The sequence below is a fragment of the Mesorhizobium ciceri WSM4083 genome, assembly GCF_000519305.1.
Classification (GTDB): Bacteria; Pseudomonadota; Alphaproteobacteria; order Rhizobiales; family Rhizobiaceae; genus Mesorhizobium; species Mesorhizobium ciceri_B.
The window spans coordinates 15,593-27,952 of the sequence record NZ_JAFG01000005.1; the positions used below are offsets into that span (position 1 = coordinate 15,593).

Annotated in this window: 12 protein-coding genes; 5 read left to right on the forward strand and 7 right to left on the reverse strand. The window is 62.4% G+C overall.

What is annotated here, in order from left to right; translation table 11 throughout:
• Window positions 1-24: 24 nt before the first annotated feature.
• Both hfq and hflX read left to right on the forward strand, forming a co-directional pair.
• The gene (gene hfq / locus MESCI2_RS0109720; protein ID WP_006202172.1) at window positions 25-270 is read left to right on the forward strand and encodes an RNA chaperone Hfq; all 246 of its coding nucleotides are present in this window, start codon (window positions 25-27) and stop codon (window positions 268-270) included.
• Window positions 271-1,662: a GTPase HflX gene (gene hflX / locus MESCI2_RS0109725; RefSeq protein ID WP_027036419.1), complete on the forward strand. Its 1,392-nt coding sequence runs from the start codon at window positions 271-273 to the stop codon at window positions 1,660-1,662.
• Window positions 1,663-1,668: 6 nt separating this feature from the next.
• Here hflX and mazG read toward each other — a convergent pair whose 3' ends face one another.
• The 7 genes from mazG to cyoA all read right to left on the reverse strand — a co-directional run bounded on the left by mazG (window position 1,669) and on the right by cyoA (window position 8,915).
• Complete coding sequence (gene mazG, locus MESCI2_RS0109730) at window positions 1,669-2,493, reverse strand: nucleoside triphosphate pyrophosphohydrolase (protein WP_027036420.1); 825 nt, start codon at window positions 2,491-2,493, stop codon at window positions 1,669-1,671.
• 89 nt (window positions 2,494-2,582) lie between these two features.
• Complete coding sequence (locus tag MESCI2_RS0109735; protein ID WP_027036421.1) at window positions 2,583-3,767, reverse strand: aromatic amino acid transaminase; 1,185 nt, start codon at window positions 3,765-3,767, stop codon at window positions 2,583-2,585.
• Window positions 3,768-3,910: 143 nt separating this feature from the next.
• Entirely contained in the window at window positions 3,911-4,612 is a 702-nt protein-coding gene (locus MESCI2_RS0109740) for an SURF1 family protein (RefSeq protein WP_027036422.1), read from the reverse strand.
• Window positions 4,613-4,708: 96 nt separating this feature from the next.
• The gene (cyoD, locus tag MESCI2_RS0109745) at window positions 4,709-5,089 is read right to left on the reverse strand and encodes a cytochrome o ubiquinol oxidase subunit IV (RefSeq protein WP_027036423.1); all 381 of its coding nucleotides are present in this window, start codon (window positions 5,087-5,089) and stop codon (window positions 4,709-4,711) included.
• Complete coding sequence (gene cyoC, locus MESCI2_RS0109750) at window positions 5,086-5,712, reverse strand: cytochrome o ubiquinol oxidase subunit III (RefSeq protein WP_027036424.1); 627 nt, start codon at window positions 5,710-5,712, stop codon at window positions 5,086-5,088. The genes cyoD and cyoC overlap by 4 nt, the downstream gene beginning before the upstream one ends.
• A 5-nt stretch (window positions 5,713-5,717) precedes the next feature.
• Complete coding sequence (gene cyoB / locus MESCI2_RS0109755) at window positions 5,718-7,730, reverse strand: cytochrome o ubiquinol oxidase subunit I (RefSeq protein WP_027036425.1); 2,013 nt, start codon at window positions 7,728-7,730, stop codon at window positions 5,718-5,720.
• 15 nt (window positions 7,731-7,745) lie between these two features.
• Window positions 7,746-8,915 (reverse strand): ubiquinol oxidase subunit II, encoded by a 1,170-nt coding sequence (cyoA, locus tag MESCI2_RS0109760; protein ID WP_027036426.1) that lies wholly within the window; start codon window positions 8,913-8,915, stop codon window positions 7,746-7,748.
• A gap of 166 nt (window positions 8,916-9,081) precedes the next feature.
• Here cyoA and MESCI2_RS0109765 point away from each other — a divergent pair, with 166 nt between their 5' ends.
• The 3 genes from MESCI2_RS0109765 to MESCI2_RS0109775 are packed head-to-tail and all read left to right on the forward strand — an operon-like array spanning window position 9,082 to window position 12,237.
• Entirely contained in the window at window positions 9,082-10,395 is a 1,314-nt protein-coding gene (locus tag MESCI2_RS0109765) for an MFS transporter (RefSeq protein WP_027036427.1), read from the forward strand.
• A gap of 38 nt (window positions 10,396-10,433) precedes the next feature.
• Window positions 10,434-11,714 (forward strand): ATP-binding protein, encoded by a 1,281-nt coding sequence (locus MESCI2_RS0109770; RefSeq protein WP_032900608.1) that lies wholly within the window; start codon window positions 10,434-10,436, stop codon window positions 11,712-11,714.
• Window positions 11,704-12,237: a response regulator transcription factor gene (locus MESCI2_RS0109775; RefSeq protein WP_023812014.1), complete on the forward strand. Its 534-nt coding sequence runs from the start codon at window positions 11,704-11,706 to the stop codon at window positions 12,235-12,237. Before MESCI2_RS0109770 ends, MESCI2_RS0109775 begins: the two co-directional genes overlap by 11 nt.
• Window positions 12,238-12,360: the final 123 nt, after the last annotated feature.

The window sequence follows — 12,360 nt, forward strand, 5'->3', positions numbered from 1 at the left end:
GGGGATCGGCGAAAGACAAGAACAATGGCGGAACGATCGCAAAACCTTCAGGACCTGTTCCTGAATTCAGTTCGCAAGAGCAAGAACCCGCTCACCATCTTCCTTATCAACGGCGTCAAGCTGACCGGCGTGGTCACTTCGTTCGACAATTTCTGTGTCCTGCTGCGCCGTGACGGTCACTCCCAGCTCGTCTACAAGCACGCCATTTCCACGATCATGCCGAGCCAGCCGGTTCAGATGTTCGATGGCGAGGAAAGCCAGGGCGCCTGATTGGCACGTGAGAAAGACGCGGACGCCACCGTTCGCGGAAAACCAACACATCATCCCGGGACGGAAGCCAAGGGCCCGACCCGGGCCGTTGTCATTGTGCCCGTCCTTACCCGCCACCAGCGCAACGACGACGAGACCAACCGCCCGCGGCTGATGCGTTCGGCCGATGCTCGTCACGACGAGGCCGTTGGCCTTGCCCGCGCCATCAACCTGGACTTGGTCCACACAGCGGTAGTGACCGTCAACGATCCGCGCCCGGCGACGCTGCTCGGCAGCGGCAAGGTCGCCGAGTTTGCGGAAATCGTCAAAGAGGGACATGCGGAAGTGGTCGTCGTCGACCATCCGCTGACCCCGGTGCAGCAGCGCAATCTCGAAAAAGAGCTGAACGCCAAGGTGCTGGATCGCACCGGGCTGATCCTTGAGATCTTCGGCGAGCGTGCACGCACCAAGGAAGGCACGCTGCAGGTCGAACTCGCCCATCTCAACTACCAGAAGGGCCGCCTCGTGCGCAGCTGGACCCACCTCGAGCGCCAGCGCGGCGGCGCCGGCTTCCTCGGGGGCCCCGGCGAAACACAGATCGAATCCGACCGGCGGCAGTTGCAGGAAAAGATCATCAAGCTGAAGCAGGAGCTGGAAACGGTGCGGCGCACGCGCGACCTGCACCGCGCCAAGCGCAGGAAGGTGCCGTTCCCGGTGGTGGCGATCGTCGGCTATACCAATGCCGGCAAGTCGACGCTGTTCAACCGGCTGACCGGGGCGGATGTGCTGGCGCAGGATATGCTGTTCGCCACGCTCGACCCGACGCTGCGCCGCGTGCGCCTCCCACATGGCACGCCGATCATCCTCTCCGACACGGTCGGCTTCATTTCGGACCTGCCGACGCATCTGATCGCGGCTTTCCGCGCCACCCTGGAAGAGGTGGTCGAGGCCGATCTCGTGCTTCATCTGCGCGATATTTCCGATCCGGACACTGCGGCACAGGCGGAAGATGTCGAGCGCATCCTGGCCGACCTCGGTGTCGACGCCGGCGACGCCAAGCGCGTGATCGAAGTGTGGAACAAGATCGACCGGCTCGACGAAGGCAACCGGACCCGGCTGCTTGCAGACGGCGCCGATGCCAGCAAGGCGCCGCCGATTGCGGTGTCGGCTGTGACCGGCGAGGGCATCGATGCGTTGAAGGCGATCGTCGAAACGCGGATGGCGGGCGAACTCGAAGACCTCACCGTGACGATCGAGCCGGCCCAGTTCGGCCTTGTCGACTGGCTTTACCGCAATGGCGATGTCGTTTCGAGGAGCGACAATGATGACGGCAGTGCCACCCTCTCGCTCAAGGCCACGCAAAGCGCCCGCGAAGAGATCGAAAGCAGATTGCGTCGTAAAAACAACGGGTAATGTAACTTACTTCGCTGTCTTTGCTTCCTGCCAGAGCGCTTCCATCTCGGCCAGATCAGCCTTTTCCAGTGTGCTACCGGATTTTTCCAGAGCTTGTTCGACATAGTGGAAGCGCGAGCGGAATTTTTCGTTGGTGCCGCTTAGCGCTGCTTCGGAATCGAGCTTGAGGTGACGGCCGAGATTGACGACCGCAAACAGCATGTCGCCGAACTCATCCTTGATCGAGGCGGTGTCGCCCTTGGCCAGCGCCTCGCGCAATTCGCCGATCTCTTCCTCGATCTTGTCGAGGATGGGCGCTGCCTCGCTCCAGTCGAAGCCGACGCGGGCGGCCTTCTCCTGAAGTTTCAGCGCCCGGGTCAGCGCGGGCAGGGCGACCGGAACGCTGTCCAGAAACCCCTTGCCATTGTCTTCGGGATCGAGACCGCGGGCGAGACGAGCGCTTCGCTTCTCCGCCTTCTCCTCGGCCTTGATCTTTTCCCACATGCCCTTGGCCATGCCGGCGCTACGGGCCTTTTCGTCGCCAAAGACATGTGGGTGGCGACGGATCATCTTCGTCGTGATGGCTTGCACCACGTCGGGGAAGGCAAACTCGCCGGCCTCCTCGGCCATCTGGGCATGATAGACGACCTGCAGCAGCAGGTCGCCGAGTTCGTCGCGCAGATCGTCGAGATCGCCGCGCGCGATGGCATCCGCCACCTCATAGGCTTCCTCGATCGTATAGGGCGCGATGGTCGAGAAATCCTGTTCGATGTCCCAGGGGCAGCCGGTCTTCGGCGCCCGTAGCGCCGCCATGATCTCGATCAGGCGCGAAATGTCTTTCGATGGCGTCATGATGCGGATGCTATCCCGCCGCCCGCCGCGCCGCCAACACTGTCAGTCGGCGGGGGCGCCTTGTCCACAGCTGCTGGATTGCCAGCTTATCAATCAAGAACCGAGACGATCGCCTTGGCGAGTTCGTCCATGCCGTCCTCGGGCAGGCCGGCGACGTTGATGCGGCTGTCGCCGACCATATAGATGCCGTGCTCGGCACGCAGCCGTTCGACCTGCGCTTCCGTGAGGCCAAGGCGGGAGAACATGCCGCGATGGCTGGCGACGAAGTCGAAGCGATCGGAATTGGACTGCCGGCGCAGCGCCTCGGCGAATTGGACCCGAAGCCTGAGCATGCGCAGGCGCATCTCTTCAAGTTCGGCTTCCCAGTCCGCACGCAAGGCGGCATCTTCCAGCACGATGCGCACTGCGGCAGCACCATGGTCAGGCGGCATCGAATACATGGCGCGTGCCGCCGACAGCATCTGGCTCATCGCCACGTCCGCCTGTGCGCCGTCCCTGGCCAGGATCATCGCCGCGCCGACGCGGTCGCGGTAGACGGCGAAATTCTTCGAGCAGCTCGAGGCGACGACCATTTCCGGAACCTTCGCGGCCAGCAGGCGCAAGCCGAGGGCATCGGCCTCGAGGCCATCGCCAAAGCCCTGATAGGCGATGTCGACAAACGGCAGCAGCTCGCGCTCGACGACCAGATCGGTAACGGCAGCCCACTGACCCGCATCCAGATTGGCGCCGGTTGGGTTGTGGCAGCAGCCATGCAGCAATACGACGTCGCCGCTCTTTGCCGTCCGCAGGGCCGCCAGCATGTCATCGAAACGAACGGCGCCCGATGCGGCGTCGAAATAGGGGTACTCGCGGATCTGCAGGCCGGCGGCGCGCATCACCGGCATGTGGTTCGGCCAAGTCGGGTCCGACACCCAGATGGTGGCATCGGAGCGTGTCCGCTTGAGCAGTTCCGCGACCAGCCGCAACGCGCCGGAGCCGCCGGGCGCCTGTGCGGCGCGGATGCGCGTCATGTCGGCGCCCGGACCGAAGGCGAGCTTGGCCATCACCGTGTTGAAGCCGGTATCGCCGGCAAGGCCGAGATAGGTCTTGGTGTCCTGACCCTGCAGCAGGCGCTTTTCCGCTTCGCGCACGGCGCGCATGACTGGCGTCTTGCCGTCGCGATCCTTGTAGACGCCGACACCGAGGTCGACCTTGTCTGGACGCGGATCGGCACGATAAAGGCCGATCAGGGCCAGGATCTTGTCGGCGGGGGCGGGCTGCAGGGCTTCAAACATCGAAAATGGTTCCATTGGCGCGGCGGAGTGATACGCAAATCGATCGCGTTTCGCCAGCGGTTTTAGCTAGGTGCTCCAGCCCGAGGCGGGGGTACCGGGAAGCCTGCCCTGCATGCTCCTTCCGGCTTTGCCTCGGCCAGCGGTCAGCCCCCGCCGTGTTTCCCAGTCTGCCGCAACAGATAGACGACCGCGCCCAGCACCATCAAGGCCAGCCCGAACCATGTCAGGGCATAGACCAGATGGTTGTTGTGGAACGAAACGACCGTCAGGCCGCCGACCGGCCACCCTCCCGGATTGGGCGTGACATCGGCATCGATGAAATAAGGAGCGACCTGCCCGAGGCCTTGCGTCGTGGCGATCGCCTGCATATCGCGCGAATACCAGCGGTTGGCAGCCGGATTGTTCTTACGCAGGAAGCCGCCTTTCGGTTCGCTGATGCGCAACAGGCCGTGAATTCCGGTGTGATCGCCCGAGGGCTTGCCTTCGAGGCGGGTTGCCGGATCGCGCTTGTCCGTCGGCACGAAGCCCCTGTTCACCAGAACCGTGAAGCCATCATCGGTGCGGAACTGCGCCATTACCCAGAAACCGCCGCCGAGATCGGTGACCGCCTGGACCAGGGTCTCGCGATCACCGAGAAACCGGCCCGTGACGGCAAGCTGGCGATACTCGTCATCCCTGGCGTTGATCGCCGGCCAGGCCGAAGGCCCCGGGGCGGCCACGGGTACCGCCTTGAGACGCTGGTCAACACGCTCGATCAGGTCGAGCTTCCAGACGCGGCGCTCCAGCTGCCAGACACCAAGCGCCGAGAACCCGGCGATGCCGATGGCCCCGCAAAGGCAAAGCATCAACAGCGTCCATCTCGAACGCGTAACCCTTTGGCCGTCGCGTGTATTCGAATGCGGTGTCGTCCGCGCCTGCTCGTCCAAAGCCAGGTCCCTCTCTCAGGGTATCTGACTCATGTCATGGCTGGGCATCATGTTGACGTTCAGATGGTACATGACCCAGAGAGAGCCCGTCAGCGCGATCACCACCAGGATGAGGGTGAAGATCAGGGCCATCATGGTCCAGCCGCTCTCCGACCTGGTGTTCATATGCAGAAAGAACACCATGTGGACGATGATTTGCACGACGGCGAAGGCCATGATGGCAATCGCCGACGCCATCTGATTGCCGAGCGCGTTGGTCATGACCAGCCAGAAGGGAATGGCGGTCAACACGACCGACAGGCCGAAGCCTGTCAGATAGCCGCGCAGCGAGCCGTGATCGACGCCGTGATGCGCGTGGCTCTGGTCGCTGGTGTCTGTGTGGTGTCCGGCGCTCATCGCAACATTCCCATCAGATAGACGAAGGTGAAGACGCCGATCCAGATGACGTCGAGGAAGTGCCAGAACATGCTCAGGCACATCAGGCGCCGCTGGTTCGCGGCGATCAGCCCGTACCTGGAGACCTGCACCATCAGCACCACCAGCCAGACCAGGCCGAAGGTGACGTGCAGGCCGTGCGTTCCGACCAGCGTGAAGAACGACGACAGGAAGCCGCTGCGCTGCGGCGTCGCCCCCTCGTGGATGAAATGGGCGAATTCGTAGAGTTCGATGCTGAGAAAGGCGAGGCCGAACAGGCCAGTGATCACCAGCCACACCTGCATGGGTTTCACTCGTCCCTTCGCCATCTCCAGCATCGCGAAGCCGTAAGTGATGGAGGACAGGAGCAGCATGGTGGTGTTCAGCGCGACCAGCGGAAGATCGAACAGGTCCTTCGGCGCGGGTCCGGCCGCGTAGTTGCCACCGAGCACGCCGTAGACCGCGAACAGCATCGCGAAGATGAGGCAGTCGCTCATCAGATAGATCCAGAAGCCGAGCATGGTGCTGCTGCCGCTCTCGGCATGGCCGTGGTCGTCTTCCAGGTGGAAGATCGTGTCGTCGATCACCGTGTCGGCGTGTGCCATGCTGTTCACCCTGCCTGGCCGTTTGCCGCGAGCAGACGCGTCCGCTCGTCCTCGACGCGCGTCACGTCACTGGAAGGAATGTGGAAATCCCGGCTGTAGTTGAAGGTATGCGCGATGGCGTAGCCGATCAGGGCGACGAAGCTGACGATCGCCAGCCACCAGATGTACCAGATGAGCGCTACCGCAAGCACCACGCTCAACCCCGCCAGGATGACGCCGGCTCCTGTGTTGCGCGGCATGTGGATGTCGCGGAAGCCCGTCAACGGACGCTGGTAGCCGCGATTCTTCATGTCGGCCCAAGCGTCGAGATCATGGACGACCGGCGTGAAGGCGAAATTGTAGGCCGGCGGCGGCGACGAGGTTGCCCATTCGAGCGTACGCCCGTCCCACGGGTCGCCGGTATCGTCGCGAAGCTGCTCGCGCCGGCGCACGCTGACGAAGATCTGGATGAGGAAGGACAGGATGCCAAGCAGGATCAGGAAGGCGCCGAAGGCGGCTATGATGAACCAGATCTGCAGCGAGGGATCCTCGAAGGTGCGCAGCCGGCGCGTTACGCCCATCAAGCCGAGGATGTAGAGCGGCATGAAGGCGAACCAGAAGCCGACCACCCAGAACCAGAACGACATCTTTCCCCAGAACGGATCGAGCCGGAAGCCGAATGCCTTGGGAAACCAGTAGCTGATCCCGGCAAACAGGCCGAACAGCACGCCGCCGATGATGACGTTGTGGAAGTGCGCGACCAGGAACAGGCTGTTGTGGAGCACGAAGTCGGCCGGCGGAACCGCGAGCAGCACGCCGGTCATGCCGCCGACAGTGAAGGTCAGCATGAAGGCGACAGTCCACATCATCGGCAGTTCGAAGCGGATGCGGCCGCGGTACATGGTGAACAGCCAGTTGAATATCTTGGCGCCTGTCGGGATCGAAATGATCATCGTGGTGATGCCGAAGAACGAGTTGACGCTCGCTCCCGACCCCATGGTGAAGAAGTGATGCAGCCAGACCAGATAGGACAGGATGGTGATGACGATGGTTGCGTAGACCATCGACGTGTAGCCGAAGAGCCGCTTGCCGCAGAAGGCTGAGGTCACTTCGGAGAATATGCCGAAGGCCGGCAGGATCAGGATGTAGACCTCGGGGTGGCCCCAGATCCAGATCAGGTTCACGTACATCATCGGATTGCCGCCGAAGTCGTTCGTGAAGAAGTTGGTGCCGACATAGCGGTCGAGAGCCAGCAGGGCCAGCACCGCCGTCAGCACCGGGAAGGCGGCGACGATGAGCACATTGGTGCAAAGCGCGGTCCAGGTGAAGATCGGCATTCTCATCATGGTCATGCCAGGCGCGCGCATCTTGACAATGGTGCAGACCAGGTTCACGCCCGATAGCAGCGTGCCGACGCCCGCCACTTGCAGTGCCCAGATATAATAATCGACACCGACATCGGGACTGTAGCCGATACCCGACAGCGGCGGATAGGCAAGCCAGCCGGTGCGCGCGAATTCGCCGACGAACAGCGACATCATGACGATGACCGCGCCGCCGACCGTCATCCAGAAGCTGAAATTGTTGAGGAACGGAAACGACACGTCGCGCGCGCCGATCTGCAGCGGGACGACGAAATTCATCAGGCCCGTCACCAGCGGCATCGCCACGAAGAAGATCATGATCACGCCGTGCGCGGTGAAGATCTGGTCGTAGTGATGCGAATTGAGATAGCCTTCCGAACCGCCGAAGGCCATCGCCTGCTGGAGCCGCATCATGATGGCGTCGCTGAAGCCGCGCAGCAGCATGACGATGCCGAGCACCATGTACATGACACCGATGCGCTTGTGGTCGACGCTGGTGAACCATTCGCGCCACAGATAGCCCCAGAGCTTGAAATAGGTAAGCGCGCCGACGAGGGCGATGCCGCCCAGCGCGACGACTATGAAGGTCGCGACCACGATGGGCTCGTGCAGCGGCAGCGACTCGAGCGTAAACCGGCCGAAGATCGCCTTGAGAAGAGCAGGATTGTCGAACATGTCTTGCGTGGCGCCTCAGGAGTTGAAGGGCGACCGAAGCGTGCCGGTTGCGGAAGGTGACGGCAGTCGGATCGACAGGGGCAGTGGCCGTTGCAGACCGGCGCCGACGATCGGCGTCGAGGTCATCGGCGTGGCGGATTGATCGGCCTTCGAAGCCGCCAGTGCTTCTTCGGTCGTGCATATGCTCGCGACATAGGATGGGGCAGGGCCGAATATCGTGCCGCGCCGGGCGAACTTGTCGTACAGCAGCGGAACGGTGTTGCGGATGCCGGCCATTCCCAGACCGCCCTTGGCATCGATCTGCGACATCTCGCTCATGCACATCTTGCCGGGCTCGACGCACATGTTGAGGATCGCCTTGTAGAGATCGGTATCCACCGCTGCATAGTGGCGCACGGGCTGGTTCTCACTGGGCTGTTCAAGCTCCAGATAGCCGTTTCGGTCGAGCTTGCCGCCGCCGTCCTTTGCCTTCGCGATCCATGCCTGGAAACCGGCATCGTCGAGGCCGTGGAACGCGAAGCGCATTCCCGAGAAGCCGGCGCCGCTGTAATTGGCTGAGAACCCTTCATAGTTGCCGGGCTTGTTCATGACCGCGTGCAGCCTGGTTTCCATACCCGGCATCGCATAGATCTGGCCGGCCAGTGCTGGAATGTAGAAGGAGTTCATCACCGATGCGGAGGTGATGCGAAAGCTGATCGGCCGGTCGACCGGCGCAGCCAGTTCGTTGACCGCCGCGACGCCGTACTCCGGATAGATGAACAGCCATTTCCAGTCGAGCGCGACGACTTCGACCTCAAGCGGGCGCACGTCCGGCAGCAGCGGCTTGCCGGCCGCTACACGTCCGATCGGACGATAGGGGTCAAGCAGATGGGTCCCCATCCAGGTCACTGCGCCCAGGCAGATGATGATCAGAAGCGGCACAGCCCAGATGACGAGCTCGAGATGGGTCGAGTGGTCCCAATCCGGCTCGTAGCGCGCCTCGCGGTTGGACTGGCGGTATCGCCAGGCAAAGAATATGGTGAGAGCCATCACCGGTATGATGACGATCAGCATCAGTGCCGTGGACACCATCAGCAGGTCGCGCTGCTGCGCGGCGACGTCGCCGGCAGGGTTCAGGACGACCATGCTGCAGGAGCCGAGCGATGCCAGCAGGGGCAGCAGGAAAAGGGTACGGAGACGGCTCAATGTATGACCTGTCGGTTGTTCCCCCCAGTGCTAACCGCACCGCGGCAATGAAGGCATTGGACAATTTGTCCAATGCCGCAATGACGCGGCAGGCGTCATCAAAGCATCTGGCCCGCGCACATGGCAAGCGATCGTATGAGACTGCGGCGGGGCGACGGAGAATGCTGTGAGCCCAACTTCGAAGATCGAAGCCGACGCAAGACGGCTCGCCGCGCGCCATCATGAGGTGAAGCCCGGCGAAATCGCCGTTGGCGTCATCATCGGCAGGACGTCGGAATTCTTCGACTTCTTCGTCTACGCGATCGCTTCCGTCATCGTTTTTCCCAAGCTCGTATTTCCTTATGCCGACCCGTTGACCGGCACGCTCTACTCCTTCGCCATCTTCGCGCTTGCCTTCATCGCGCGGCCGATCGGGACGGCGATTTTCACCGCGCTCGACCGCGCCTACGGACGCAGCGCCAAGCTCACCATCGCGCTGTTCCTGCTGGGGACCTCGACCGTGTCGATCGCCTTCGTGCCCGGCTACGACCAGATCGGCCCGGCTTCGGCCTGGCTGCTGGCCATGTTCCGGATCGGTCAGGGACTGGCGCTGGGCGGGACATGGGACGGACTTGCCTCGCTGCTGGCGTTGAATGCGCCCGAAAAGCGCCGCGGCTGGTATGCGATGATCCCGCAGTTGGGTGCGCCACTCGGGCTCATCGTTGCCAGCGCCCTGTTTGCATATTTCGTCGGCAACCTGTCGGCCGAAGACTTCTTCAGCTGGGGCTGGCGCTACCCGTTCTTTGTCGCCTTCGCCATCAACGTCGTCGCCCTGTTCGCACGGCTGCGCATCGTGGTGACGCCGGAATACACCAAACTGTTCGAAGGCCAGGAACTGGAGCCGACTTCCGTCCGCGAGACGTTGCGCGCCGAAGGGCGCACTGTCGTGCTCGGCGCCTTCGCGCCGCTGGCGAGCTTCGCCCTGTTCCACATGGTGACGGTGTTTCCTCTGTCCTGGATTTTCCTGTTCACCCGCGAGGGACCGGCGCGGTTCCTGGTCATCGAGACGATCGGAGCCTTCTTCGGCCTGGCGGCGATCGCGATCTCGGGCTTCGTCGCCGACCGGGTTGGGCGTTGGCCCTTGCTCGGAGGCTCGGCGGTGGCCATTGCCGTGTTCAGCGGTTTCGCGCCACAGCTGCTCGATGGCGGCTTCGTCGGAGAGTCCGTCTTCATGGTCTTGGGCTTCGTCCTGCTCGGCCTGTCGTTCGGCCAGTCTTCAGGAGCACTCGCCTCGAACTTTTCAAAGACCTACCGCTATACAGGGGCGGCGCTGACCTCGGATCTCGCCTGGCTGTTCGGGGCGGGCTTCGCCCCCATAGTCGCCCTGTTCCTGTCCGCCCATTTCGGGCTGATCTCATCAGGCGCCTATCTGTTGTCGGGAGCGCTATGCACGTTGCTTGCGCTGAGGCTCAACCAGCGCCTGGATCGGACGCCCGCTTGAGTGACCTGCTTGGCCAGGGCTGGGGACCTCCCGGCCCAATGACTCTGCACGACAAGACCAACAAACAGAATTTCCTGCTTCTGATCCAACTGCGCTGGATCGCGGTCGGTGGTCAAATCGTGACGATCCTGTTCGTCCGCTACGCGCTTGGCATCGGCCTGCCGCTGGTGCCGATGGCGGTGGTGATCCTGCTGCTGATCGCTCTCAACGTCGCCAGCCTGCGCCGGCACAGCAGCCAGGACGCGATCACCAACACCGAGCTGTTTCTTGGGCTGCTGCTCGACGTCACCGCGTTGACGGTCCAGCTTTACCTGAGCGGCGGTGCGTCCAACCCCTTCATTTCGCTTTACCTGCTCCAGGTCATCCTGGGCGCGGTGCTGCTGGAGACATGGTCGGTCTGGGCGCTTGTCTTCATTGCAAGCACGTGCTTCATCGCGCTGACCACTTTCTACCGTGAGATCAGCCTGCCCGCCGCACACGGTGCCGGGCTGTTCAGCCTGCACATCCAGGGCATGTTCATCTGTTTTGTCCTGGCGGCAACGCTTCTGGTGCTGTTCATCACCAGGGTCCAGAACAACATTCGCACCCGCGACGCCCATCTTGCGGATTTGCGCCAGCAATCGGCGGAGGAGGCTCACATCGTCAGGATGGGCCTGCTCGCCTCCGGCGCCGCGCATGAACTCGGCACGCCGCTGGCCACGCTTTCCGTCATCCTCAACGACTGGCAGCGCATGCCGGCTCTCGAAGCCGATCCGGATCTGGCGCAGGAAATCCGGGAGATGCAGGGCCAGTTGGACCGTTGCAAGAAGATCGTTTCGGGAATCCTGATGTCGTCGGGCGAATTGCGCGGCGAAGGCACGGTTCGCACCTCCGTCGACGCTTTCCTGGCGGAGCTGGTGGCCGAATGGAAATCGACACGATTGCCGCAAGGTTTCGAATACACCAGGCGTTTCGGCGCCAACCAGGAGATCGTCTCCGATCCCGCGCTCAAACAGGTGATGTTCAATGTACTGGACAACGCACTTGAAGCGTCGCCTCTATGGGTGGGGTTGACCGTCAGCCGCCAGGCGAACGATCTCATCATCGAAGTTGTCGACGTGGGACCGGGATTTGAAGAAGCCATGCTTGCAGAATTTGGCAAGCCCTACACGTCGACCAAAAACCGACCAGGCAGCGGGCTCGGCCTGTTTCTGGTCGTCAATGTCATCCGCAAGCTGGGGGGTACCGTCACCGTAAGAAACAGAACCGAGGGGGGAGCTTCGGTCACGTTGAATCTGCCGCTGGCTGCTCTGTCTCCGCGAGGGCACAATGCCGACTAAACGCACGCTGTTGATCGTCGAGGACGACATCGCCTTTGCCAACGCACTGCGCCGGTCTTTCGAACGGCGTGATTACGAAACGCATAGCTGCCGGAGCGTCGACGGCGTGCATGCGCTGATCGGCACCGTTGCCTTCCAATATGCCGTCGTCGATCTCAAGCTTGCCAGCGGCTCGGGCCTGGAATGCGTCAGGGCGCTGCACGAGCACGATCCTGAAATGCGGATCGTCGTGTTGACCGGCTTTGCAAGCATCGCCACCGCTGTCGAGGCGATCAAGCTCGGCGCCTGCCAGTATCTCGCCAAACCCGCCAACACCGACGACATTGAAGCCGCTTTCGGCCAGGTCGAGGGCAATGCTTCGGTGCCGCTCGCCGAGCGACCAACCTCGATAAAGAACCTCGAATGGGAGCGCATCCACGAAATGCTGGTGGAGGCCGACTTCAACATTTCCGAGACAGCACGACGGTTGGGCATGCACCGTCGGACGCTGGCGCGGAAGCTGGAGAAGAGGCGTGTAAAGTAGACACGATCTACCGGGCATCGCACATTGTGCCGATACCAATGATAAAATTGATGCCGGCAACAATCGTTACATTCGAACGATGTCCTCCGAAGGGAAAAAATTGGCAGGGCAGGGATTAAAATC